Raw genomic sequence first — 23,205 nt, 5'->3', positions numbered from 1 at the left:
ATGGCGACCTACACCGTCATCAAGGCGACCCCGACGCCCAGGCCTGAACCCGGCGAGGAGGGCGGGCCGGCGACCACGTTGTCGGGCCCCGACGGCGTCGACGTCGTCACCTTCGGCTGCCGTCTGAACGCCTACGAAAGCGAGGCCATGCGGGCTCGCGCCTCGGCGGACGGGCTCTCGGATGCGGTGGTGTTCAACACCTGCGCGGTGACCAACGAGGCTGTTCGACAGGCGCGGCAGGCGATCCGCAAGGCGCGGCGTGAACGGCCCGGCGCACGGATCATCGTCACCGGCTGCGCCGCCCAGGTCGACCCCGCCGCCTTCGCCGCCATGCCCGAGGTTGATCTCGTCTTGGGCAACGCCGAGAAGGCCGCGCCGGGCGCCCTGACCGACACCTCGGCCCGCGTGCGGGTCAACGACATCATGTCGATCAAGGAGACCGCCGGTCACCTGATCGACGGCCTGAAGGACCGCGCCCGCGCCTATGTCGAGGTGCAGAACGGCTGCGATCACCGCTGCACCTTCTGCATTATCCCCTATGGCCGGGGAAACTCGCGTTCGGCCCCGGCCGGCGAGGTCGTCGAGCAGGTCCGAAAGCTGGCCGCCGAGGGCTATCGCGAGGTCGTGCTGACCGGCGTCGACGTGACGTCCTGGGGCGCGGACCTGCCAGGTCAGCCGACCCTGGGCCAGCTGGTCGGCCGCATCCTGCGCATGGTCCCGGACCTGCCGCGCCTGAGGCTTTCGTCGATCGACGCGGCCGAGATCGATCCGGATCTCTTCAAGCTGCTCGAGACCGAGCCGCGCCTGATGCCCTATCTGCATCTGTCGTTGCAGGCCGGCGACAACCTGATCCTCAAGCGTATGAAGCGGCGTCACAGCCGCGAGGACGCGCTGAAGCTGGTCGCCGAAGTGCGCCGCGTGCGCCCCGACACCGCGTTCGGCGCCGACCTGATCGCCGGTTTCCCGACCGAGACCGACGAGGCGTTCGACAACACGCTGAAGCTGGTCGAGGAGGCGGGCCTGGCCTTCCTGCACGTCTTCCCCTACAGCGCCCGCCCCGGAACCCCAGCCGCGCGGATGCCGCCGGTGAAGGGGCCGGTGATCAAGGACCGCGCCCGGCGCCTGCGGGAGGCGGGCCAGCGCGGGCTGGAGCGCCACCTCCAGGCTCAGGTCGGGCGAACTCTGTCGGGCCTGGTCGAGCGGCCGGGCGTGGCGCGCGCCGAGGACTTCACCGAGATCGCCTTCGAGGGCGCGGCGACGCCCGGCGCCATCCAGGCGTTCCGGATCGTCGGCCACGACGGCGCCCGGGCGCTCGCCGAGCTGGTCGAGGCTGCCGCCTGATCGCCGCAGCCCCGCCAACGGCCAGGGATTAGTCGCCGGCCGTCGTCTTGGGCAAGGCCGTGCTTCGCGTCTTCCACAACGACCAGCCGATACCCGCCGCCAGGATGGCGAAGGTGATCGACAGTGACAGGCTGGCGGGGAACTTCTCCCAGCCCAGGGCGTCGGCGATGAAGATCTTGCCGCCGATGAACACCAGCAGCACGGCCAGGGCCTGCTTCAGATAGGCGAAGCGGTGCAGCACTGCGGCCAGCGCGAAGTACAGGGCCCGCAGGCCCAGGATCGCCATGATGTTCGAGGTGTAGACGATGTACGGGTCGGTGGTGATGGCGAAGATGGCCGGCACCGAGTCGACGGCGAACACCAGGTCGGCCAGCTCCACCAGCACTAGGGCCAGGAACAACGGCGTGGCCAGCAGCGCCATCTTGCCCGTCCGCTTGTCGACGCCCCGCACGAAGAAGCGTTCGCCCTCCAGCTTTTCGCTGACCGGCAGCACACGGCGAAGCCATTTGAGCGCGGGGTTGTTGTTCAGGTCGACGGGCTCGTCGCCGGCGAACAGCATCTTCACGCCCGTGATGATCAGGAACGCGGCGAAGATATAGAGCACCCAGCCGAACTGGCTGACCAGCGCCGCGCCGATGCCGATCATGATCCCGCGCAGGACGATCACGCCGATCACGCCCCAGAACAGCACCCGGTGCTGCAAGGCCGGCGGGATGGCGAAGAAGCCGAAGATCAGCGCGATGACGAAGACATTGTCGATCGCCAGGCTCTTCTCGATCACGAAGCCGGTCAGGTACTCGACGCCTGCCGTGGGGCCCAGCTGCATCCAGACCAGGCCGCCAAACCCAAGACCCAGGCTGATATACATCAGCGACATCGTCAGGCTGTCGCGCACGCCGATTTCGCGGGGCCCGCGCTTGCGGCCGGGGACGACACCGAGGTCGAACGCCAGTAGCGCCAGGACCGCGAGAATGAAGCCCGCCCACATCCAGAGCGGTTTGCCGATGATCGGCAGGGTGAGGAAATCCATGATCTCGTTCAATCGTGAGCAGTGGGCGAGGGGGCGGCGCATAGCGCCAGGCGCGCGCAGCGATCGCGTCGCCGCAGCGCTCCTCCCGCCTCATGAGAGGGCGCGCGCCGCCTATTCGGCGGCGCGCTGTTCAGTGATGGGGGGTGTCAGGCCCGGATATCCAGCCGTCCCGCGCTCAGCGGGCGAGGCGCCGGTCCACGTTCGACACGGTCAGGCGCTGTCACCGGCTTGGCGGTGGGCTGGCTGGCGTGCGACGCGGCCTGGACAAAGGTCTGCTGGGCCATCCGCAGCGCCACCCACGTCGCAGGGGAGGGGGTTCCGACTCTCATCGCCTGCCCCGCTCGGCGATCAGGTCGAACTGGACGGGGCTGAGGGCCAGCAGGCTGCAGACCCGCAGCAGGACATCTCGCTCCTCAGCGTCCAAGCCGCCATCCGAGGTCGCCACCACGCAGGCGGCGTTGACCACGGATCTGGCCGCGTCGTCGCGCCCCCGCAGGCGCCGGATGGCCATCTCGGCCTCGAACTGGGCGGCGTCGGGGTCCTGCTCGAAGCGGCGCTCCAGAGCCTCGAACGCTTCGAGCGCGTCGTCGACGCCAAACACGGCCAAGGCCGCCAGGCCGCGCATGCGTTCCAGCATGCGCGCGCGCTCCTCGGGGGTGACCCAACCGTCAGCGCGGGCGACCAAGGCGCAAACCGCGACGAGGGCGTCCAACTGGTCCAGCTGCGCGGGAGTCCAGGTTTCAGCGATCCGCACGCGCGCGGCATGAATGGGATTAAGGGACATATGTGCTCTCCTCTGTTTGGAGGGAGCGCCCGACACCGGGTTGGCGGGGTTCTGGGGGGCTTGACCCTTGGACCCGACGCCGGGCGCACCCGACGCGGTCCGACATCACGATCACGCTTTTGAAGCGCGAGAGTCGTCAGAGGGGCCCGGCCCGCACTAGAGATATTGGATCAAGCGTGAGCGGGCGCAAGGGGTGACGTTCGTCGATCTTGCGGCCGGTTGTCGCGACTGGCCGATGGCGGCGCGCCCGATCATGGCGCCCAACGCGTTCAGCTCAGGGGCTGAGGCCGCTCGTCCCCGTCATGGAAGCCTGGCAGGCTCCAGCCGAACAGGATCGCACAGGCCCGCAGGCCGAACGCCGCTGCAAAACCCGCGATACCGGCCGGCCAGAAGGGAACGCCCGCCAGCTTCAGCGCGGCAAACACCCCCGCGCCCAGCAGGGCGGCGGTGATATAGATCTCCCGGCGAAGCAGAAGGTTCGGCTCTTCGGCCAGCACGTCACGGATCACGCCGCCGAAGGCGGTGGTCAGCACGCCCATGACGACAGCGCTCAGAGGGGGGACGCCCAGACCCAGGGCTTTGGCCGTCCCGACGACGGCGTAGGCGGCCATGCCCAGGGCGTCGAGCCAGAGCAGGGCCCGGAACCGCCAGCCGCGCTTGCCCATCAGCCAGACCACGGTGGCGGCCGCCAGGCAGGCGAGGATGTAGCCGGGCCGCTGCACCCAGAAGACCGGCGCGCCGATGAGGAGGTCCCGAAGTGTGCCGCCGCCCACGCCGGTGATCGCGGCGAAAAATCCGAACGTGATGATGTCATGCTTGCGCCGAGCCGCCGCGAGGGCGCCGGTTGCCCCGAAGACCGCCGCAGCGGCGTAGTCGAGCCAGAAAAGCGCGGTTCCAAACGGGTCAAGCTGCAAGTCCATGCCCCTTCATCGCATGCGTCCGCGCGTGGCGCTAACCATCGACCGTTAAATCCCGATTTACACTTTCGCCCGTTCGCCTAAAGGAGCGCGGATGAGCGATAAGCCCGATCAGAAAAAAGGCTGGTTCCAGCGCCTGACCTCCGGCCTGACCCGGTCCTCCCAGGCGATGACCGAGCAGGTCACCGGGGTGTTCACCAAGAAGCCCCTAGACCAGGAGCAGCTTGACGCCCTCGAGGAGATGCTGATCGAGGCCGACCTTGGTCCGCAGATCGCCGCCCGCATCACCGAGGCGTTCGGCAAGGCGCGTTTTGGCAAGTCGTCGACGGACGAGGAGGTCAAGGAAGCCCTGGCCGAGCTGATCGCCGCTGAGCTGGCCGATCGCCAGGGAGACTTTGATCCGCTGAACGGACCGCGCCCCTATGTGGTGCTTTTCATCGGCGTGAACGGCTCGGGCAAGACCACGACCCTGGGCAAGATCGCCGCCGACCTGACTGAGAAGGGCGCGCGCGTGCTGATCGCGGCCGGCGACACCTTCCGCGCCGCCGCCGTCGAGCAGTTAAAGGTCTGGGCCGATCGCGCCGGGGCCGACTTCATGTCCAAGCCCACGGGCTCGGACGCCGCCGCCCTGGCCTATGAGGCCGTCGAGCGCGCCAAGGCCGAGCACTACGACGTCGTGCTGATCGACACCGCCGGCCGCCTGCAGAACAAGCAGGGCCTGATGGACGAGCTCCTGAAGGTGATCCGGGTCGTGAAGAAGGTCGATCCGGACTACCCGCACGAGACGCTGCTGGTGCTGGACGCCACCGTCGGCCGCAACGCCCTGGCCCAGGAAAAGATTTTCGGCGGCCAGGTCGGGGTCTCGGGCATTGTCATGACCAAGCTGGACGGCACCGCGCGCGGCGGGGTGCTGGTGCCGGTGGCCCGCGCCTCCGACAGCCCGATCAAGCTGATCGGCGTCGGCGAGGGCGTCGAGGACCTGCAGCCGTTCGATGCGCGGGCGTTCTCACGCTCGCTCGTCGGCTTGAAGGACTGATCCGTGAGCGAAGCTTCCCCGAAGGATGATCAAGCGGCCAAGAAGCCCAACAACGGCTGGGTGCGGACGGTCGTCGACTATGGCGCGGCGATCGCGTTCGGCGTCGCCTATTTCGTCACCAAGGACTTCCAGAAGGCGACTTGGGTGCTGGTCGCGGCGTCGGCCGCCGCGCTCGCCATCGGCTACGCCGTGGAGCGCCGCTTGGCCATGTTGCCGCTGTTCTTCGGCGGCATGGCGCTGATTTTCGGGACCCTGGGCCTGATCTTCCATTCCGACGTGTTCGTGAAGATCAAGGTCACGGTGATCAATCTCGCCCTGGCCACTTTCCTGGTCGGCGGCGTGCTGGTGCAGCGCCAGCCGCTGAAGGTGATCATGGGCGAGGCGCTGCATATGCCCGACGCGGCCTGGCGCACGCTGACCTTGCGGTACGGCGCCTATTTCGCGCTCGTGGCCATCGTCAACGAGGTGGTGCGCAACACCCAGGACACCGACACCTGGGTCAAGTTCCGCCTGGCTCTGCTGCCGGTGGCGCTGGTGTTCGTGGCGACGCAGCTGCCCTTCATGATGAAGCACATGGCCAAGGGCGATGATCCCAAGGCGGCCGAACCGCCGGACGCCGGCTTCTAGCTTTCGACCGTCCACGGACCGTTGTCGTCAAACCGACGCGTTCGGGTGCTAGCCTTTGACCGTCGGCCGAGGGATGGCCGTGCGAGCAAGGGGCGGCGGCGATGGCCAAGGGCAAGGGCGACAAGCAGGGCGCTGGACTTCTGGAGCGCTCGCCCAGTCACCTGCTGCACCGCGTGCTGCAACTGGCGCTCGACATCTACGCCGAGGAGTGCGGCGACGCCGGCGTGACTCAACGCCAGTTCGCGGTGCTGGCCGCCGTGGCCGAGAACGAAGGCGTCACCCAGACGGCCCTGGTGCGCGCCACCGGCATCGACCGCTCGACCCTGGCCGATATGGTCGCCCGCATGATCACCAAGGGCCACCTGGAGCGCCAACGCTCCAGCGAGGACGCCCGCGCCAACAGCGTGCGCCTGACCGCCGCCGGCCGCGAAGCGCTCGAAGCCATCCGTCCGATGGTCGCCATGGCTGACGCCCGTATCCTGGCTCTGCTCAAGCCCGGCAAGCGCGACGGCTTCCTCGACCTTCTGGCCGACATGGCGGGCGCCGAGCTGCACCCGGCTGAAGCCGAGCCCAAGGCCAAGAAGGTCAAGGCGCCGAAGGCTGAAAAGCCCAAGAAGGACAAGAAGCCCAAGAAGGACAAGGCCGCCAAGAAGGCGGCCTGATCGGCGTGGAGTTCTTCCTCGATCCCCTGAGATGATTTTCCGTCGTCATCCCGGCCGGAAGGTCGCGTAGCGGGCTGGAGCGCCGGGACCCAGAGGGGCTACCGCACTGCCGCTCGCCCCTGGGTCCCAGACGGCCTCTTCGAGGCTTCCGGGATGACGAGAGGTTCGATCTCTAAGGCATCGGGGGCGGCTTGCCTCCGCAGCTAGGGCAGGACCCTAGACCACGATATTCAGCAGCGAGCCTGGACGCAGGATCCGCGTGGGCTGAGCGTCCGGCTGTACGAAAGGCTTTGGCGGCGCCTGGCGCTGCTGGGGCTGGGCCATGGTCTGCATCTGCACCGTCGAGGGCGCGGCGACCGGACGGGTCGGCGCGGCGTCGCCCAGGGCCGCCTGGAAGAAGGCCGCGCGCGTCGAGGCGCCCTGACCCGAAGCGGGGGTCGAGGTCGTGTTCGACGTGACGGTGGGCCAACCGGCGGGGCGGACGGTGCTCATGACTCGCAGACTAACATGGTTAATGGAGCGTCGGCGAGTATGGTCAACGCTCGGTTAACGCGCTAGCTCCGCGACCTGTGAGCGCACCTGGCGCGGACGGCGAAGGCGAGAGGTTCATGAACCGGCAGAAGATCATCTTCCTCATCGTGCTGGGCGCGGTCGCGGTGTTCATCGCCGCGATGGTGAGTTCGATGTTGCCCAGCCACCAGGTCCTGGCGAACGGCTATCAGGTGTCGGTCGGCGGCAAGGGGGAGACCTGGGTGCGCACCCCGGACCGCAAGACGCTGATCACCGAGGTGACGTCGGTCTGGGCGTCGAGCGACCGCATGCTGATCGAACGTCATCCCACGGATGATAAGCCCCCGTTCAAGCTGCTCGACTGCGATTATCAACTGGGCGAGGGGCGCGCGCCCTTGCGATCGATCTCGAACGCCGAAGCGAAGGCGATGATGGGAGCGTTGCGTCGCGAGGCCGCCTCGCCCAAGACCTGCGTCAGGTAGCGGCTATTTCGCCTGCTTCAGAAGCGTTTCAGCCGCGTCGGGCGTCAATGGGCCCGTGTGCTTGGCGAGGATCACCCCGTCGGAACCGACGAGATAGGTCTCCGGCACGCCGGTGACGCCAAATTCGAGTCCTGCGCGGCCGTCACGATCGATCCGCTTGGCGGCGAAGGGGTCGCCCAGCCGCGTGAGGAAGGCCTGTGTGTTGGCCGGCGCGTCCTTGTAGGCGATCCCGACAACCTTCACGCCTTGCGCCTTCAGGGCCATCAGCTGCGGGTGCTCAATCTCGCAGGGCGCGCACCAGGAGGCGAAGAAGTTCACGAGGATCGGTCCGTCGCCCGCCTCACGCAGAGGCGCTTGGCGTCCGGTGTCCAGGTCGGGCAGGGTCATGGCGGGCATGGGCTTGCCCACCAGCGCCTGGGGCTGGACGCGCGGGTCGCGCTTCAGCGCATAGCCGGCGAACAGCACCGCCAGGGCCGCGAGAACGATCAGCGGCGAGAAGGCCAGCCAGCGCTTCACGGACGCGGCTCGTCCAGCTCGGCTTGCAGCCGCTCGGCCTCGCGACGCCAGCGACGGGCCATGGCCAGGCTGTCGCCGATCAGCCAGGCGAACGCCACGGCCGAAATCGCGAAGGCGGGCCAGAGGTAGATGGCGTACTTGCCGGCGTCGAAGTCGAAGCTCATCGCGCGCCCTCCGCCAGCTTCATGGACAGGCTCCGCGCCTTGCGCCGCCAGACCAGCGCCCGGATGCGCACCAGCCACAGGGCGCCGAAGCCGCCGAGATAGGCCAGGGCCATGAAGACCGCCGGCCAGGCGTAGATCGCCGGCAGGTGGTCGCCCTTGTCGGCGAAGAAGGTCGAGGAGCCCTGGTGCAGGGTGTTCCACCAGTCGACGGAGAACTTGACGACCGGCAGGTTGATCACGCCGACGAGGGCGAGGATGGCGGCCGAGCGCGCCGCCTTCTGTTCGTCTTCCAGCGCGCCGCGCAGGGCCATGTAGCCGAGATAGAACAGCAACAGGACGAGCACCGAGGTCAGACGCGCGTCCCAGACCCAATAGGTCCCCCACATCGGGCGGCCCCACAGCGATCCGGTGATCAGGGCCAGGACAGTGTAGACCGCGCCGATCGGCGCGCAGGCCTGGGCGGCCAGATCGGCCAGGACATGACGGAACACCAGCGACAGCAGGCTGGCGATCCCGAGGCAAAGATAGATGAACATCGACAGGGACGCGGCCGGGATGTGGATGAACATCATCCGCACGGTGTCGCCCTGCTGGTAGTCCTCGGGAACCATGAAGGTCAGGACCAGCCCGACAAGGCCGGCCAGTACGGACAATACGCCCAGCAGCGGTGCGGCCCAGCGCGAGAAGGCCATGAACCGCTCGGGGTTGGTCAGGAAATCGAACGTGTGGCGGGCGTCCATGAAGGCTGCTTAGTGCGGCCGGCGCGCGCGGGCAATGGCCGTATCGCTACGGAGGGGAAGCGGCGCAAGTTCGCGCGCCGCTTCCGCCGCAGGGCTGCGGTCAGCCGACCTTGCGCTGGATGATCACCTTGCGGTCGCCGCCCTTGAACATGGCGGGGCCCTTGGTGTCGAAGCGGCGCACGAAGACGTGCTCGCCGCCACCCATGCCATCTTCGCCCATGCCCAGCACGTCGAAGGTCTTCTGCTGGCTCGGGGTCAGGGCGGTGTAGAAGGCGCGCGTGGCCTCGGCGCGCTGCTTCATGGCGTCGGCGGCCTTGGTCATGCGGTCGAGGCGCTCAAGCGTCGTCAGCGGCGCGCGCTCGGTCCATTCCATCTTGTCGCCGTCAGCCTTGTCGCCCTTTTCCTTTTTGATGACCTCGCGCTTGATCTCGATCTTTGGCGTGGTCGCCGCGACGAAGGCCTTCAGCGCGCCGTCCTGGTCAGGACGTAGCTGCAGCACGTCCCGCAGGCGCTGGGCGCGCTTTTCCGGATCGGCCGAGCGGCCGTGGCGCATCATCATGATGTCCATGCCCGGGCCCGCCATGGCCATCATGCCCTCCATAGGCATGGGCGGCATCGGGGGCATGGGCGCTTCGGGCGGCGGGGGCGGCGCCGGCGGCGCGGGCGGAGCCGGGACCTGCGCGAGCGCCGCGCCGGCGATGAGGGTGGAGATGGCGGCGCCGGCGAAGGCCAGCTGAAGCGTTGTCTTACGCATGGTTGTGAGCTCCCTGTCGTAACGTGAAGCTGAAGCTTGGCCACCGGCTTATGGCGCGAAAATGTCCGCGTTCATGAACAAATCTACATGTTTGCCCAAGACGGGTAACGTTGTTCGGCCATGCGGCGCGCCCCAGCTGACAGATCCTGGCGCGTCTCCCTCTAGAAATGACCCTCGCGCCGTGCCATCGCCCGGTCCGTATCCTCGCCGGCCGGAGTCCGCATGAAGTCGCTCGCCTTTGTCGCGCTGGCCCTGGCCGGGATCAGTTGGGGTCTGGGCTTTCCCACGGGCAAGCTGATCCTTGAGGAGACCGATGCGGCCCACATGGTGCTGCTGCGTTTCCTGGTGGCCGCCCTGGCCGCCGCTCCGTTCGCGCTGCGGCGTCCTGAGGTGCGGGCGCTATTTCGCTCCCCGATCGTGCTGCTGGCCGGCGCCCTGTACGGGGTGGCGTTCATGGTCCAGTTCGAGGGTCTGGCTCATGTCAGCGTCACGGTCGCGGCCCTTCTGGTCGGCGCCATGCCGGCGCTGATCGCTGTCAGCGCCCGGGTGCTGGGCGAGAAGGTCTCGCGCCTGTCCTGGATCGGCGTGGCGGCCGCGACCCTGGGCGCGGCCCTGATCGCCGGAAAGCCCGATGGGGCCAGTTCGCCGCTGGGCGTCGCGCTATCCATTGCGGCGCTCTTCCTGTTCCTGACGTGGCTGCTGGTGCTGCGTCGCGCCCCGCCCGCGCCCAATCCGATGGCCATTCCTGCGGTGTCGATCATCATCGCCGCAGTGGTCGTGCTGCCGATCGCGCTCGTCATGCACGGTCCGCCGAAGCTGGCCCTCAGCGCGCCGGCCTGGACGGCGATCATCGCCCAGGGCGTTCTAGCCACCCTGCTGGCGACCGCCGCGTGGCAGTACGGCGCCGCCAAGGTCGGCGCGGCCAGCGCCGGGGTGTTCATCAATATCGAGCCCTTGATGGGCGCAGCCTGCGGCGTTCTGCTGTTCGGCGACCATCTGACCGCCGCTCTGTTCGCAGGCGGCCTCTTGATCATCGGCGGCAGCTTCGCTGTGGTGCTGGGCGAGCGCCAGGCCAAGCCCGGAGACCTGCAGGCCACCGTCGCGCCGACGCCTTAGTCGCCGTCCCTAATCCAGCGCGCTGCGGCAGGCCGCGCCCATGGCGAGCGGGGTCAGGGCGACGGCGCCGACGCTGTAAGCCAGCAGGAACAGCAGGCCGCCGGTCCAGTGCAGGCCGGCCGCATAGCCGTCCAGGGCGCCGGCGCCGAAGATCACCGGCGGGGCGAACAGCGGCAGCACGATCACCGCCACCAGAAGGCCGCCGCGCTTGCTCCCCAGGGCCAGGGCCGCGCCCAGGCCGCCGAGGAAGGCGAAGGCCAGGCCGCCCGCCAGGGCGCACAGCACCAGCAGCGGCATCACCTTCGGCTCCGCGCCCAGCATCAGCGCCGCGACAGGGGCGGCCAGAGCCAGCGGCGCGCCGGTGGCCAGCCATTGGGCCAGGCACTTGGCGACCGCCACGGCCTCCAGCGGCGCGGGGCCCATCGCCAGAAGGTCTAGCGTCCCGTCCTCGTAGTCGCGCTCGAACAGACGCTCCAGCGACAGCAGAGCCGCCAGGGCGAGGGCCAGCCAGGCGATCCCCGGGGCGATGGCGGCCAGGCGCTCGGGCGCGCGGCCGGAGGCCATGGGCAAGAGCACGACGACGCAGGCGTAGAAGGTCAGCGCCAGCAGCGGACCGCCCCCCTTGCCCCAGGCCAGGGCCAGTTCACGCCGAAGGAGGACTCCGAACGCCCTCATGCGCCGACCTCCACGCTGCGGGCCGGGATGGGCAGGGGGTCGTGGACTGAGGCGAGGATCATTCCTCCCCCGGCGATATGTTCGGCCATCACGGCGCCGAACGCCGCGCGCTGACCGGCGTCCAGCGGGGCCATGGGTTCATCGAGCAGCCACAGCGAGCGCGGGCTGGCCGCAAGGCGCGCCAGGGCTAGGCGGCGGCGCTGGCCGGCGGAGAGACGGCGCACCTCCAGGTCCAGCAGGCGGCGCAGGTCGAAGCGCTGGGCGGCCGTGCGGGCGCTGTCCTCGGTCCCGCCGGTCCACAGGGTCTGGAAGCGTAGTTCCTCCCAGGCCGTGCGGCTGGATTTCAGCCCATCCTGGTGGCCCAGCATATGCAGATGGTCGGCGCGAGCGGCGTCGGCCTCGATCGGACCGGCGTCGCCCTCGAACGCGATCGAGCCGGCGGCTGGACGCAGAAGGCCGGCGACGGCGCGCAGCAGGCTGGTCTTGCCCGCGCCATTTCGTCCCACCAGCGTCGCGGCCTCGCCGGCGCGAAGTGTCAGATCCAGCTTGGAAAACAGCGTTCGCTCGCCGCGCGAAATCGCCAGATCCTTAATGAGAACAGCTCTCAACACGCCAAGACCCCGCGCGTAACATGGACGTTGGTCGACGGCGGCGCTAAGAAGCGGCCGGTCGCCCCCCTCCAGTCGTTCAGGGTGGTACGCGGCGCGGAGGCGGAACCTGTGTGTCCCTTCCGATCTGCGCGTGATTCCGGGAGTGGTTTTCGGGCGGCCGTGGACAGAGAAGGATCCTTGAATATGGCGTCTGTGGACAGCCTCAAAGCCCGCCGCGAGCTCAAGGTCGGCAAACAGTCTTACGTCTATTACAGCCTTCGCGCCGCCGAGGAAGCCGGTCTTGCCGACGTTTCCTCGCTGCCGGTGTCGATGAAGGTGCTGCTCGAGAACCTCCTGCGTAACGAGGACGGTGTCTCGGTCAATGAAGACGATCTCAAGGCGGTCGCCGCCTGGCTCAACAACAAGGGCTCGGTCGAGCACGAGATCAGCTTCCGCCCCGCGCGCGTGCTGATGCAGGACTTCACCGGCGTTCCCGCCGTCGTCGACCTGGCCGCCATGCGCGACGCCATGGTCGCCCTGGGCGCCAACCCGGCCAAGATCAACCCGCTGAACCCGGTCGACCTGGTGATCGACCACTCGGTGATGGTCGACAACTTCGGCGACGCCAAGGCCTATGACGCCAACGTCAAGCGCGAGTACGAGCGCAACATCGAGCGCTACCGCTTCCTGCGCTGGGGCTCGTCCGCCTTCAACAACTTCCGCGTCGTGCCGCCTGGCACCGGCATCTGCCACCAGGTGAACCTCGAATACCTGGCCCAGACCGTGTGGACGAACGAAGTCGACGGCGAACAGGTCGCCTATCCCGACACCGTCGTCGGCACCGACAGCCACACCACCATGGTCAACGGCCTGGCCGTGCTGGGCTGGGGCGTCGGCGGTATCGAAGCCGAAGCCGCCATGCTGGGCCAGCCGATCCCGATGCTGATCCCGGAAGTCATCGGCTTCAAGCTGACCGGCGCCCTGCCGGAAGGCGCGACGGCCACCGACCTGGTGCTCACCGTCACCCAGATGCTGCGCAAGAAGGGCGTGGTCGGCAAGTTCGTCGAATTCTATGGCGACGCCCTGGCCAACCTGACCCTGGAAGACCAGGCGACGATCGCCAACATGGCTCCGGAATACGGCGCCACCTGCGGCTTCTTCCCGATCTCGGCGGCGACCATCGCCTATCTGAAGGGCACCGGCCGCACCGCCGAACGCGTCGCCCTGGTCGAGGCCTACGCCAAGGAGCAGGGCCTGTGGTGGGAGCCGGGCGTCGCCGAGCCGACCTTCACGGACACCCTGGAGCTCGACCTGTCGGCGGTGCAGCCGTCGCTGGCCGGCCCGAAGCGTCCGCAGGACCGCGTCCTGCTGGCCGAGGCCTCCTACAAGTTCCAGGAGTCGCTGGTCGGCGAGTTCGGCAAGGCCGAGCAGCCTGACTTCCGCGCCCCGGTGGAAGGCGAGGATTTCGCCGTCGGTCACGGCGACGTGGTCATCGCGGCCATCACCTCGTGCACCAACACCAGCAATCCCTCGGTGCTGATCGCCGCCGGCCTGCTCGCCAAGAACGCGGTCGCCAAGGGCCTGAAGGCCAAGCCGTGGGTGAAGACCTCGCTGGCCCCCGGCTCGCAGGTGGTCACCGACTACCTGGCCAAGGCCGGCCTGACCAAGCACCTCGACGCCCTGGGCTTCAACCTGGTGGGTTACGGCTGCACGACCTGCATCGGCAACTCGGGCCCGCTGCCGGAAGCCATCAGCAAGACGATCAACGACAACGACCTGGTCGCCTGCTCGGTGCTGTCGGGCAACCGCAACTTCGAAGGCCGGGTGAACCCGGACGTCCGCGCCAACTACCTGGCCTCGCCGCCGCTGGTGGTGGCCTACGCCCTGGCCGGCACCCTGAAGATCGACCTGGCCACCCAGCCGATCGGCAAGGACAAGAAGGGCAATGACGTCTTCCTGAAGGACATCTGGCCTTCGAACGAAGACATCGCCGCCCTGCAGCGCAAGGCCATCAACGAGAAGATGTTCGCCAGCCGCTACGGCGACGTCTTCAAGGGCGACAAGAACTGGCAGGGCATCAAGGTGACCGGCGGCCAGACCTACGCCTGGGAAGCTGACTCGACCTACGTCCAGAACCCGCCGTACTTCCCCAACATGTCGATGACGCCGGCTCCGGTGACCGACATCGTGGAAGCCCGGATCCTGGCCGTGTTCGGCGACTCGATCACTACCGACCACATCAGCCCGGCCGGTTCGATCAAGGCCTCCAGCCCGGCCGGCAAGTTCCTGATCGACAACGGCGTCGAGCCGGTGGACTTCAATGGCTACGGCGCCCGCCGCGGCAACCACCAGGTGATGATGCGCGGCACGTTCGCCAACATCCGGATCCGCAACCGCATCACCCCGGATATCGAAGGCGGCGTGACCAAGCACTTCCCGACCGGCGAAGTGATGTCGATCTACGACGCCGCGATGAAGTACCAGGAAGAAGGCCGTCCGGCGGTCGTCTTCGGCGGCAAGGAATACGGCACCGGTTCGTCGCGTGACTGGGCCGCCAAGGGCACCAAGCTCCTGGGCGTCCGCGCGGTGATCTGCGAAAGCTTCGAGCGCATCCACCGCTCGAACCTGGTCGGCATGGGCGTGCTGCCGCTGCAGTTCGTTCAGGACGGCTGGCAGAAGCTGGAGCTGACCGGCGAGGAGATCGTCTCGATCCGTGGCCTCACCGACCTGGCCCCGCGCAAGCAGCTGATCGTCGAGCTCTACCGTCCGACGGACGGCCGCATCGCCCGCTTCCCGGTGCGCTGCCGCATCGATACGCCGACCGAGCTTGAGTACTTCAAGAACGGCGGCGTGCTGAACTACGTCCTGCGCAACCTGGCCAAGGCCGACTAAGCAGGACGCTTCGGCATCTCGAAAAAAGGCGGCCGGTCCCTCGCGGGGCCGGCCGTTTTCGTCTGTGAGGCGAACTGACAACGATGTCGGTGCGCTTTCTCCCCACATGACACCGCTATTCACGGCCTCGTGAACGGCTAAGCGGGGCGTTCTTGGCTTAAGTGCGCTCGATGCGTAAGGCCGCCCTTTCCCTGTTCAGCCTGGTTCTGTCCGGCGTCGTCGCCACCCTGTCGTGGGGGGGCGTCGCGTGGGCGCAGAAGCCGCCCGTGGTGGTGGAGCTCTTTACGGCTCAAGGCTGCTCGTCTTGCGGCAAGGCCAATCAGGTCGCCGCCGACCTCGCCAAGCAGGACGGGGTTCTGGCCCTGACCTATGCGGTCGACTACTGGGACTATCTGGGCTGGAAGGACACCTTCGCCAAGCCGGTCTTCGCCGAGCGCCAGCGCGCCTACGCCAAGAAGTTCGCCCTTCGTGACGTGCCCACGCCGCAGATGGTCGTGGCCGGCCGCGTTCAGGCCTCCGGGACCAAGGCCGAGGCGGTCGAGGATCTGGTGAAGACGGCGGCCCGCGCGCGCTTGAGTCCGCCGGACATGCAGTTCATCGGCAAGGCCCGCGTTGCTGTAGGCTCGGGTCCGGCTCCGCGTGGCGGCGGCGAGGTCTGGCTGGTGCGCTACGATCCGCGCGAGCAGGACATCGCCATCAAGCGCGGCGACAACAAGGGCCAGACCCTGGTCCACCGGAATGTCGTCCGCGAACTGGTGAGGCTGGGCCCCTGGGCCGGCAAGCCCAAGCTCTATCGTCTGCCCGCCGCCAACGACGACGACCTCGTGACGGTCGTGCTGCTTCAGGGGGCCAAGGGCGGGCGTATCCTGGGCGTCCTGCAAAGCGTGGGCGAGGCCAAGCGCGTCGAGCGCTGATCCCAAAAGCCGGACAAGGAAAACCCGCGCGGCTGGAGGGGACGAGCCGCGCGGGTCCTTTTGTCAGCCGAAGACAACCGTTGGCGACCGGGAGGGCTGGGGGGCTGGTCAGGAACCCGGTCCGGTCGTCTTCGACCCTTCCCTTATCGCGGCTCAACGCGGCGGGGGAACGACCGGATCAAGGTCGTTTCGCGGCGGAGCATGGCCCGATCAAGGCGCACGAAAAAGCCCGCGCGGTGGGGGAAGTCCGCGCGGGCTCATTTCGGGGGAGGGGATATAGGTTTGTCGGCTGACCGGCCCATGATCTGGGGGCTGGGGGGGCTGTTCAGGATCCTGGACCACAGGGCGTCCGATCAGCCGACAGTGATGTTATCCAGTCGCAACCGGGCGGGGGATGGACCGAATTAAGGTCATATCGGGGCGCCGCGTGACGGGGGCGTAGCATTTCCTGCGGGCGTGGCCGTCGTGACACGGATGGTTTCAATCCGTCGATTTGACGATAGATTCCGACCATGGCCCTGGAGTCTTCATCCGCGCCGCTCAGCGGCGTTGTCTTCTTCGAGCGGCGCGAGCTCGATCAGCTGATGCGCCTGTACGGTCGCATGGTGGCGGCTGGGGAGTGGCGCGACTACGGCATTGCGGGCCTGTCCGAGAGCGCTGTGTTCTCCATCTTCCGTCACGCGGCCGAAGCCCCGCTCTACCGGGTGGAAAAGCGCCCGGCCCTGGCGCGCAAGCAGGGGGCCTGGGCCGTCTATGGTCAGGGCGGCCAGGTCCTCAAGCGCGGCCATGAGCTGGCTCAGGTCCTGCGCGTCTTTGAGAGAGGCAAGTTCGCGGTCGTCGACTGAAACGCCGAGCGATCGGCCTCAATGGCGAAGCAATCAAAAAAGCCCCGGCGGGTGTCCGCCGGGGCTTCCGTCATCGCCAAGCGATGAAGTCTCCAACCTATTCGCGATTGCCGCCCAGGAACGACAGCAGGAATTGGAACAGGTTGATGAAGTTGATGTAGAGGCTCAGCGCGCCGAAGTTGGTCGCCACCGCCATCGAGGCGCGGTCGCCGCCCAATTCGTAGTAGGTCATCTTCAGGCGCTGGGTGTCATAGGCGATCAGGCCCGAGAAGATGAACACGCCGAGCACGTTGATCGCGAACAGCAGCGCCGGGCTCTTCAGGAAGATGCTGACCAGCGAGGCCACAATCAGACCGATCACGCCCATCATCAGGAAGCTGCCGAAACCGGTCAGGTCCTTCTTGGTGGTGTAACCAAACAGGCTGAGGCCACCGAAGGCCGTGGCGGTCACGAAGAAGGTCGCGGCGACCGATTCGCCCGTGTAGCGCAGCATCACCGCGCCCAGCGACGCGCCGATCAGCGAGACGATCGTCCAGTAAAGCGCGCCGGCCGTCTGGGGCTTGGGGTTCCGCATCGCAAAGCCCGCGACCAGCATCAGCACCAGCGGCGCGAAGGCCACCACCATGTAGAGCGGGGTCACGCCAGCGAGACGGCCGCCCTGCACCACGAACATCAGGTCGCGGATCGCGGGGACGGACGAGGTGGCGTAGGCGAGCGCGCCAGAAACCACCAGACCCAGCGCCACCTTGTTGTAGACGCCGAGCATGAATTTGCGCAGGCCGGCGTCAACCGACATGTCGGCGCGATCCGCCGGGATCGAGCGCGCATAGCCGCGGTTGAAGTCGTTCATAGAATTAAGCCCTTGAGCTAGGCGTCCACCATGGACGCGCTTTGAATATCGTGTGTCGCGCGCCGGGACGCAATCCCCCAATCCTGCGTTCATGGTATGCGTTCGCGAAAGCGGCGGCGGGATCCCTTTCCCTACGGTCCATCTTGCGAGGCGCGCGCGGACCCTCCTACAACGCAGGCTCCGCGAAAAAGAGGCATTGCTCATGGAATACGCCAAGCTCGGCCGGTCGGATGTGATGGTGTCGCGTTGTTGCCTAGGAACCATGACCTGGGGGTCGCAGAACTCCGAGGCCGAGGCCCATGAGCAGATGGACTACGCGCTGAGCCGGGGCGTGAACTTCTGGGATACGGCCGAGCTCTACGCCAGCCCGCCCAATCCCGAGACGCAAGGCCTGACCGAGACCTATATCGGCTCCTGGCTGCGCAAGACCGGCAAGCGGTCCGAGATCGTGCTGGCCTCCAAGGTCGCCGGCCAGGGCGCGGCCTTCGGCGGCCTGCCGTGGCTGCGGAAGGACGGCGCGGTGACGCGCCAGACCAAGGCGCAGATTGACGAGGCGGTCGAAGGCTCGCTGCGGCGCCTGGGGACGGACTATATCGACCTCTACCAGCTGCACTGGCCCGACCGGCGGGTGCGCGTGTTCGGGGGTCAGACCTACAAGGACTACAGCCAGGACTTCGAGCGCTTTGGCGACATCCTGCTGGCGCTGGACGCCCATGTGAAGAAGGGCAATGTTCGCCACGTCGGCGTCTCCAACGAGTTCCCCTGGGGGGTGATGCGCTTCCTGTCGGAGAGCGACACGCGCGGCCTGCCCCGCATCGCCTCGATCCAGAACGCCTATCACCTGGCCAACCGCACCTTCGAATATGGTCTGGCCGAGATCGCCATGCGTGAACAGGTCGGCCTCCTGGCCTATTCGCCGCTGGCCCAGGGGCAGTTGACGGGCAAGTATCTGGACGGCGCGCTCCCGCCGGGCTCGCGCAAGGCGCTCTATGACCGGATGCAACGCTATGAGGGCCCCGGCGCGCTTGAGGCGTTCCGCAGCTATGTCGAGCTGGCTCGCGCGAACGGCGTGGACCCCGCGCAGCTGGCGCTGAAGTTCTGCGATGCGCGCCCGTTCGTCACCGCCACCATCATCGGCGCCACCTCGATGGAACAGCTGAAGACGAATATCGACGCTTTCGACCTGACCTGGACCGACGAGCTTGAAAAGGCGGTCGAGGCCATCCACCTGCGCCACCCCAATCCGTGCCCGTAAAGCGTCGATGATCCGCCTGTTCACCGCCATCGCCATCCCGCCCGAAATCGGCGAGGGCCTGCTCTCTCGCCAGCACGGGATCGAGGGCGCGCGCTGGCGGCCTCTGGAGGCGTTTCACATCACCCTGCGCTTCGTCGGCGACGTGGCCGAGGATGCTGCGGCTGACCTCGACGAGGCTCTGGCGGAGATCGCCGCCGCGCCGTTCGACCTGTCTTTGGCCGGCGCGGGTCACTTCGGCGAGGGCGCCGACATCCACGCGGTCTGGGCCGGGGTGGACGAGAGCGCGCCACTTCGCCAGTTGCAGAAGAGCCATGAGCGCGCGGCGCGGACGGCGGGCCTGAAGCCTGAAAGCCGTCTCTATACCCCGCACGTGACCCTGGCCTATCTGAAGCGGCCGGCGGTTTCGGAGGTCGGCGCTTGGCTCCAGGCCAACAACCTGCTGCATTCCCCGGCGTTCACGGTCGATCGCTTCGGCCTCTATTCCAGCTGGCGGACGCGCGAAGGTTCGGCCTATCGGCTTGAGCGCGAGTACCGGCTACAAGCCTGATCAGGCGGCGGCGTGATCCTTGAGGACACCCAGGGGAACCACCGCCAGCATTTCCTCATGCGTGGCCTCGAGCACGACCTGAGGTGCGACGCCGGCGTCCAGCGCCTCTTTCCAACGTCCCGCGCACAGGCACCAGCGATCGCCAGGCTTGAGCCCTGGAAAGGCGAGGTCTGGACGCGGCGTGGAGAGGTCGTTGCCCTGAGCCTTCGAGAAGGCCAGGAACTCACTGGTCATCACGGCGCAGACGGTGTGCAGGCCCAGATCGTGCGGACCCGTCTCGCAGCAGCCATTGCGATAGAAGCCTGTAACGGGATCGAACGAGCAGGGGAGCAGTTCCTGGCCGAGCACATTCCTGGCGTTCTTGTCATAGCGGGTGGTGGTCATGCGCCGATCCTGCGCTCCAGACCGGCGGGCGACAAGCGGCCTCCCCGTGGCGATGATTTGTGCGGGAAGGCTTTTGCTGCGTCGCAGCAATGCTAAGGTCGCGGCAAAGCACAAAAGACCGCAGGGGAGTTCCAATGACCACCGCCCAAGCCAACCGTCCGCGCCGCAGTGCTCTCTACATGCCGGCTTCCAACGCCAAGGCGGTCGAGAAAGCCCGCACCCTGGACGCCGACGTCATCATTCTGGACCTGGAAGACGCCGTCGCGCCCGAAATGAAGCCCGCCGCGCGCGAGGCGGCCGTGGCGGCGGTGAAGGCGGGCGGGTTCGGTCCGCGCGAAGTGGTGATCCGGGTCAATGGGATCGATACGCCGTGGGGCGCGGACGACCTGGCCGCCGCCGCCGAGGCGGGGCCGGACGCGGTGCTCGTTCCCAAGGTCAATGACGCCGCCGACGTGCGCCTCTACGACCAGCACCTGACGGCGGCGCCGCCGAGCACGCGCCTTTGGACCATGATCGAGACGGCGAAGGCGGCGTTCCACCTGTGGGAGATCGCCGAGGCTCGCCACGGAACGCGTCTGTCGGCCTGGGTGATGGGCGTCAACGATTTCGCCAAGGAGATGCGCGCGCGCCAGACCCCGGATCGCGCGCCCTTCCTGCCGTTGCTGACCTTGTCTGTCGCCGCCGCGCGGGCTCACGGGCTGATGATCCTGGACGGCGTGCACAACGACATCGAGGATCTGGCGGCGCTGGAGGCGGTCTGTGTGCAGGGCGTCGACTTCGGCTTCGACGGCAAGACCCTGATCCACCCCAAGCACCTGGAAATCTGCAATCGCGTCTTCTCGCCCTCGCCCGAGGACGTCGCGTGGAGCCATGCGGTCATCGCGGCCTTCAATGCGCCGGAAAATGCGGGCAAAGGCGCTCTAAGAGTCGATGGAAAGATGGCCGAGCGCTTGCATCTGGCGCAGGCAGAGCGTCTTGTCGCGGTGGCGGAGGCCATTTCGGGACGATCAGCCCAAGGTTAGGCGGTCCAAGGCTAGGCGGCGGTTGAAGGTTTCTATGCGGGCTATCGTTCTCTCCGTCGTCCTGGTCGCCAGCCCCGCGTTGGCGCAGCAGCAGACTCCGGCGATGCCCCCGCTCTCGGACTACGTGCCGACCTTCGGGACGCAGAGCGCTCCACCAGGCGCCCAGTCGGCTGCTCCGGCTCCCGAAGCGCCGGTCGGCGCCGCGCCTCAGGTCACGCCGTCCGGCGCCGATGCCGCCCAGGTCCCAGAGGCTTTGGACCCCCTGGCCGATCTGATCGCCCAGAGCGCCCAGACCCTTGACGAAGAGGCGGCTGAAACGGCGGCCGCGCCGGCCCCGCGCCGTCGTGGCCGCATCCTGCCGATTCCGCCGCCCGAGCCCGAGGCCCCGACCACGCCCGGCGCCTACCTGACGACCGCGCAGATCTATGAGTTGAGGGTCAAGGGCTCTGTGGCGGCGGCGCAGAACCTGCAAGGCCCTCTCGATGGGAGCTGGAGGGTCACCGGCGCCGACGGCGCGCAGCTCTTGGCTCTGCAGATCGTCGACAAGGTCGGCGGCGCGAGCGAACTCGAAGGCGCTTGGCGTGATGTGCGACGGCCCGGTTCGGTCGGCTCGACGGGTCTGATCGACGACCTCCGGCAGGACGGCGACCAGATCATCGCCCGCTTCAGTCCGCGCGGCGGCGAGTCCGCCGTGCTGACCTTGCGTCGCACCGGCTACGAGGTCTGGTCAGGCGAGCTCTACGAGAACGGCCTCCCGATCGCGGTGCAGGCCGAACGAATCCTGCCCGAGGCGCCCCCTGGATACGAGGCGCAGGGGCGCGGCCCCTATGTCTGGCCGCCGCGCGTCGTCGCCAGCCGTCCTGCGCCCGCCGCCAAGGCCGTCTGCTCGACCAAGGGCAAGAAGGGCAAGGCGTTGAAGGCCGCCAAGGCCAAGTGCGCCGCCGCCGCTAAGAAGACCAAGGCCTCGGCGAGCAAGAAGGGCAAGGCCAAGGCGACCGCCGCCCGCAAGGGCAAGGCGACGGCCAAGAGCAAAAAGCGCTAGAGCGTCAGCACGCCCCGCACTGCTGCGACTGCTGAGAGGCGGATAGCCTCATCGTAGGACAATGCGGGGCTATGGCCCCACACAGGGCCAGGCCATGCTGGATCGTCAGCCCGTCGTCCGACGACGTGGACATGGAGCTGGGCGGTGACATTGCCCAAGGCGCCGACGTTCAGCTTGTCGACGGCGAGCCTCAGCGTCGCCCCTACGGCCCGCACAGCGGCGCCAGCGCGGATGGTCTCTTCCAGAAGCAGCGCGCGATCGGTCGGGCTCAGATCCTCCAATTCCCGCAGGCCTGGCCGGCGTGGGATCAGCACCAGCCAGGGATAGCGGGCGTCGTCCTGCAGCCTGAGCTCGCAGAGTGGAAGATCGATCACGGCGTGCGAGGTCGCCACGAAGGCGGGATCGAGCTGGAACTCAGCCACGCTTGGGAACCGCCGCCCAATAGTCGAAATCGAGGATGACCGCTGGGTTGTAGGCGCCTTCGGAGTCCTTGTCCGGGAAGTCGTCGCAAGGGCGGTCCTTGGTGGCCACGAGGCGAAGGCGCAAGGCGCCGGCGGAGCCGAGATCGGCCTTGTCCAGCACTTCGCTCCAGGCGAACACCGTGCCGCCGGCGAAGAACGGGGCCACGTGCCGCCCGCCGTTGATCGCCAGGATCAGGCCAGCGTTCTGCAAGCCGTTGAACGACAGAGCCTTGGCCGTCGAGATCACCACCCCGCCATAGACAAGGCGCTTGCCGGACGGGTCCTTGGCGCGCTCGAATTGGTTGAAGTGCACCTTGGCTGTGTTCTGCCACAGGCGCGTGGCCATCTGGTGCTCTGCCTCCTCGACCGCCATGCCGTCGACATGGTCGATCTTCTCGCCAATCGCGTAGTCCTCGAAAGCGTGCGGCGCGCCGGCCAGGCTCCAGTCATAGGCGGAGAAGTCCACACCGGACGGCAGCGTCAGGTCGGCCGGGGCCACGGCGGAGGCGAGCGACGGAACCGTCTGCTCGGCGATCTCCGCTTCGGCGTCGCGCTTGCGCACCATCACCCAGCGCACATAGCTCAGCACCGCCTCGCCGCGCTGGTTCATGCCGGTGGTGCGGACATAGACGACGCCAGTCTTGCGGTTGGAGTTCTCCTTCAGCCCGATGACGTCCGAGACCGCGCTCAGGGTGTCCCCGGGGAACACCGGCGCCAAAAAGCGGCCCTCGGCGTAGCCTAGGTTCGCGACGGCGTTCAGGCTGATGTCGGGCACGGTCTTGCCGAACACCACGTGGAACGCGATCAGCGGATCGACAGGGGCGGACATAAGGCCGCAGGCTTGCGCGAAGGCGTCGGACGAAAACAGCGAGAACCGCGGGCCGTAGAGCGCGGTGTAGAGCGCGACGTCGCCGGCCGTGACCGTGCGCGGCGTGGCGTGAACCAGCCTTTGGCCCAGTCGGAAATCCTCGAAATAGTTTCCGGGATCGGTCTTGCTCATCGTGCCCCTCGCCCCTGGCGCTGCTTATCGTTGTTCAGTCGACTTTGCC

Annotated in this window: 28 protein-coding genes; 13 read left to right on the top strand and 15 right to left on the bottom strand. The window is 67.7% G+C overall.

All coding sequences use genetic code 11. The features are described 5' to 3' along the window. Entirely contained in the window at positions 1 to 1,341 is a 1,341-nt protein-coding gene (gene mtaB, locus ACT53N_RS04740) for a tRNA (N(6)-L-threonylcarbamoyladenosine(37)-C(2))-methylthiotransferase MtaB (RefSeq protein WP_476062821.1), read from the top strand. Positions 1,342 to 1,369: 28 nt separating this feature from the next. On the opposite strand, the gene ACT53N_RS04735 is transcribed toward mtaB, so the two are convergent. The 4 genes from ACT53N_RS04735 to ACT53N_RS04720 form a co-directional block, all read right to left on the bottom strand. After that, positions 1,370 to 2,383, bottom strand: coding sequence for a TerC family protein (locus ACT53N_RS04735; RefSeq protein ID WP_476063391.1), 1,014 nt, complete (start codon positions 2,381 to 2,383; stop codon positions 1,370 to 1,372). 134 nt (positions 2,384 to 2,517) lie between these two features. Next, complete coding sequence (locus ACT53N_RS04730; protein WP_476062820.1) at positions 2,518 to 2,655, bottom strand: hypothetical protein; 138 nt, start codon at positions 2,653 to 2,655, stop codon at positions 2,518 to 2,520. A 41-nt stretch (positions 2,656 to 2,696) separates the two neighbouring features. After that, entirely contained in the window at positions 2,697 to 3,155 is a 459-nt protein-coding gene (locus ACT53N_RS04725) for a tellurite resistance TerB family protein (protein WP_476062819.1), read from the bottom strand. 269 nt (positions 3,156 to 3,424) lie between these two features. Then, a complete protein-coding gene (locus ACT53N_RS04720; protein WP_476062818.1) occupies positions 3,425 to 4,075 on the bottom strand; it encodes a trimeric intracellular cation channel family protein in 651 nt (216 codons plus the stop codon). A 91-nt stretch (positions 4,076 to 4,166) separates the two neighbouring features. Between ACT53N_RS04720 and ftsY the strand changes: the two genes are divergently transcribed. The 3 genes from ftsY (at position 4,167) to ACT53N_RS04705 (ending at position 6,397) form a co-directional block, all read left to right on the top strand. Then, positions 4,167 to 5,108, top strand: coding sequence for a signal recognition particle-docking protein FtsY (gene ftsY / locus ACT53N_RS04715; protein ID WP_476062817.1), 942 nt, complete (start codon positions 4,167 to 4,169; stop codon positions 5,106 to 5,108). 3 nt (positions 5,109 to 5,111) lie between these two features. After that, on the top strand, positions 5,112 to 5,735 hold the full coding sequence (locus tag ACT53N_RS04710) for an inner membrane-spanning protein YciB (RefSeq protein ID WP_476062816.1): 624 nt from the start codon (positions 5,112 to 5,114) through the stop codon (positions 5,733 to 5,735). Between the two features lie 101 nt (positions 5,736 to 5,836). After that, positions 5,837 to 6,397, top strand: coding sequence for a MarR family winged helix-turn-helix transcriptional regulator (locus tag ACT53N_RS04705; protein ID WP_476062815.1), 561 nt, complete (start codon positions 5,837 to 5,839; stop codon positions 6,395 to 6,397). A gap of 216 nt (positions 6,398 to 6,613) precedes the next feature. Here the strand turns inward: ACT53N_RS04705 and ACT53N_RS04700 are convergent, their stop codons facing one another. Continuing rightward, on the bottom strand, positions 6,614 to 6,889 hold the full coding sequence (locus ACT53N_RS04700; protein ID WP_476062814.1) for a hypothetical protein: 276 nt from the start codon (positions 6,887 to 6,889) through the stop codon (positions 6,614 to 6,616). Between the two features lie 116 nt (positions 6,890 to 7,005). Between ACT53N_RS04700 and ACT53N_RS04695 the strand changes: the two genes are divergently transcribed. Beyond that, positions 7,006 to 7,389 (top strand): hypothetical protein, encoded by a 384-nt coding sequence (locus ACT53N_RS04695; RefSeq protein WP_476062813.1) that lies wholly within the window; start codon positions 7,006 to 7,008, stop codon positions 7,387 to 7,389. A 3-nt stretch (positions 7,390 to 7,392) separates the two neighbouring features. Here the strand turns inward: ACT53N_RS04695 and ACT53N_RS04690 are convergent, their stop codons facing one another. The 4 genes from ACT53N_RS04690 to ACT53N_RS04675 all read right to left on the bottom strand — a co-directional run bounded on the left by ACT53N_RS04690 (position 7,393) and on the right by ACT53N_RS04675 (position 9,563). Then, entirely contained in the window at positions 7,393 to 7,905 is a 513-nt protein-coding gene (locus ACT53N_RS04690; protein WP_476062812.1) for a DsbE family thiol:disulfide interchange protein, read from the bottom strand. Then, positions 7,902 to 8,069: a heme exporter protein CcmD gene (gene ccmD / locus ACT53N_RS04685; protein WP_476062811.1), complete on the bottom strand. Its 168-nt coding sequence runs from the start codon at positions 8,067 to 8,069 to the stop codon at positions 7,902 to 7,904. The genes ACT53N_RS04690 and ccmD overlap by 4 nt, the downstream gene beginning before the upstream one ends. Beyond that, positions 8,066 to 8,809, bottom strand: a complete 744-nt coding sequence (locus tag ACT53N_RS04680; RefSeq protein WP_476062810.1) for a heme ABC transporter permease — start codon at positions 8,807 to 8,809, stop codon at positions 8,066 to 8,068. Before ACT53N_RS04680 ends, ccmD begins: the two co-directional genes overlap by 4 nt. Before the next feature lie 100 nt (positions 8,810 to 8,909). Beyond that, positions 8,910 to 9,563 carry a Spy/CpxP family protein refolding chaperone gene (locus ACT53N_RS04675; RefSeq protein WP_476062809.1) on the bottom strand — a complete coding sequence of 218 codons (654 nt, stop codon included), beginning with the start codon at positions 9,561 to 9,563 and terminating at the stop codon, positions 8,910 to 8,912. Positions 9,564 to 9,785: 222 nt separating this feature from the next. Between ACT53N_RS04675 and ACT53N_RS04670 the strand changes: the two genes are divergently transcribed. Then, a complete protein-coding gene (locus ACT53N_RS04670; protein WP_476062808.1) occupies positions 9,786 to 10,679 on the top strand; it encodes a DMT family transporter in 894 nt (297 codons plus the stop codon). A 9-nt stretch (positions 10,680 to 10,688) separates the two neighbouring features. Here the strand turns inward: ACT53N_RS04670 and ccmB are convergent, their stop codons facing one another. Both ccmB and ccmA read right to left on the bottom strand, forming a co-directional pair. Further along, on the bottom strand, positions 10,689 to 11,354 hold the full coding sequence (gene ccmB, locus ACT53N_RS04665; RefSeq protein WP_476062807.1) for a heme exporter protein CcmB: 666 nt from the start codon (positions 11,352 to 11,354) through the stop codon (positions 10,689 to 10,691). Then, positions 11,351 to 11,965 carry a heme ABC exporter ATP-binding protein CcmA gene (gene ccmA, locus ACT53N_RS04660; RefSeq protein WP_476062806.1) on the bottom strand — a complete coding sequence of 205 codons (615 nt, stop codon included), beginning with the start codon at positions 11,963 to 11,965 and terminating at the stop codon, positions 11,351 to 11,353. Before ccmA ends, ccmB begins: the two co-directional genes overlap by 4 nt. Before the next feature lie 183 nt (positions 11,966 to 12,148). Between ccmA and acnA the strand changes: the two genes are divergently transcribed. The 3 genes from acnA to ACT53N_RS04645 all read left to right on the top strand — a co-directional run bounded on the left by acnA (position 12,149) and on the right by ACT53N_RS04645 (position 16,595). After that, entirely contained in the window at positions 12,149 to 14,836 is a 2,688-nt protein-coding gene (acnA, locus tag ACT53N_RS04655) for an aconitate hydratase AcnA (protein WP_476062805.1), read from the top strand. A 170-nt stretch (positions 14,837 to 15,006) separates the two neighbouring features. After that, complete coding sequence (locus tag ACT53N_RS04650) at positions 15,007 to 15,750, top strand: DUF1223 domain-containing protein (protein ID WP_476062804.1); 744 nt, start codon at positions 15,007 to 15,009, stop codon at positions 15,748 to 15,750. A gap of 512 nt (positions 15,751 to 16,262) precedes the next feature. Next, positions 16,263 to 16,595: a DUF2794 domain-containing protein gene (locus ACT53N_RS04645; RefSeq protein ID WP_476062803.1), complete on the top strand. Its 333-nt coding sequence runs from the start codon at positions 16,263 to 16,265 to the stop codon at positions 16,593 to 16,595. 97 nt (positions 16,596 to 16,692) lie between these two features. Here the strand turns inward: ACT53N_RS04645 and ACT53N_RS04640 are convergent, their stop codons facing one another. Beyond that, positions 16,693 to 17,445, bottom strand: a complete 753-nt coding sequence (locus ACT53N_RS04640) for a Bax inhibitor-1/YccA family protein (RefSeq protein WP_476062802.1) — start codon at positions 17,443 to 17,445, stop codon at positions 16,693 to 16,695. Positions 17,446 to 17,647: 202 nt separating this feature from the next. Between ACT53N_RS04640 and ACT53N_RS04635 the strand changes: the two genes are divergently transcribed. Both ACT53N_RS04635 and thpR read left to right on the top strand, forming a co-directional pair. Next, a complete protein-coding gene (locus ACT53N_RS04635; RefSeq protein WP_476062801.1) occupies positions 17,648 to 18,700 on the top strand; it encodes an aldo/keto reductase in 1,053 nt (350 codons plus the stop codon). 7 nt (positions 18,701 to 18,707) lie between these two features. Continuing rightward, positions 18,708 to 19,247 carry an RNA 2',3'-cyclic phosphodiesterase gene (thpR, locus tag ACT53N_RS04630; RefSeq protein WP_476062800.1) on the top strand — a complete coding sequence of 180 codons (540 nt, stop codon included), beginning with the start codon at positions 18,708 to 18,710 and terminating at the stop codon, positions 19,245 to 19,247. Here the strand turns inward: thpR and ACT53N_RS04625 are convergent, their stop codons facing one another. Continuing rightward, a complete protein-coding gene (locus ACT53N_RS04625) occupies positions 19,248 to 19,631 on the bottom strand; it encodes a DUF2237 family protein (protein WP_476062799.1) in 384 nt (127 codons plus the stop codon). A gap of 134 nt (positions 19,632 to 19,765) precedes the next feature. Between ACT53N_RS04625 and ACT53N_RS04620 the strand changes: the two genes are divergently transcribed. Further along, the gene (locus ACT53N_RS04620; protein WP_476062798.1) at positions 19,766 to 20,653 is read left to right on the top strand and encodes an HpcH/HpaI aldolase/citrate lyase family protein; all 888 of its coding nucleotides are present in this window, start codon (positions 19,766 to 19,768) and stop codon (positions 20,651 to 20,653) included. Further along, a complete protein-coding gene (locus tag ACT53N_RS04615) occupies positions 20,562 to 21,695 on the top strand; it encodes a hypothetical protein (protein WP_476062797.1) in 1,134 nt (377 codons plus the stop codon). The genes ACT53N_RS04620 and ACT53N_RS04615 overlap by 92 nt, the downstream gene beginning before the upstream one ends. Here the strand turns inward: ACT53N_RS04615 and ACT53N_RS04610 are convergent. Continuing rightward, positions 21,692 to 22,117 carry an HIT domain-containing protein gene (locus tag ACT53N_RS04610; protein ID WP_476062796.1) on the bottom strand — a complete coding sequence of 142 codons (426 nt, stop codon included), beginning with the start codon at positions 22,115 to 22,117 and terminating at the stop codon, positions 21,692 to 21,694. The two genes, ACT53N_RS04615 and ACT53N_RS04610, sit on opposite strands and share 4 nt — an antisense overlap. Further along, positions 22,110 to 23,156 carry a MaoC family dehydratase gene (locus tag ACT53N_RS04605; RefSeq protein ID WP_476062795.1) on the bottom strand — a complete coding sequence of 349 codons (1,047 nt, stop codon included), beginning with the start codon at positions 23,154 to 23,156 and terminating at the stop codon, positions 22,110 to 22,112. Before ACT53N_RS04605 ends, ACT53N_RS04610 begins: the two co-directional genes overlap by 8 nt. Between the last annotated feature and the right edge of the window lie 49 nt (positions 23,157 to 23,205).

This window comes from Caulobacter sp. DMC95 (assembly GCF_056313785.1).
The sequence above is the reverse complement of the archived record's forward strand: the minus strand, read 5'-3'. Positions and strand labels throughout refer to the sequence as shown.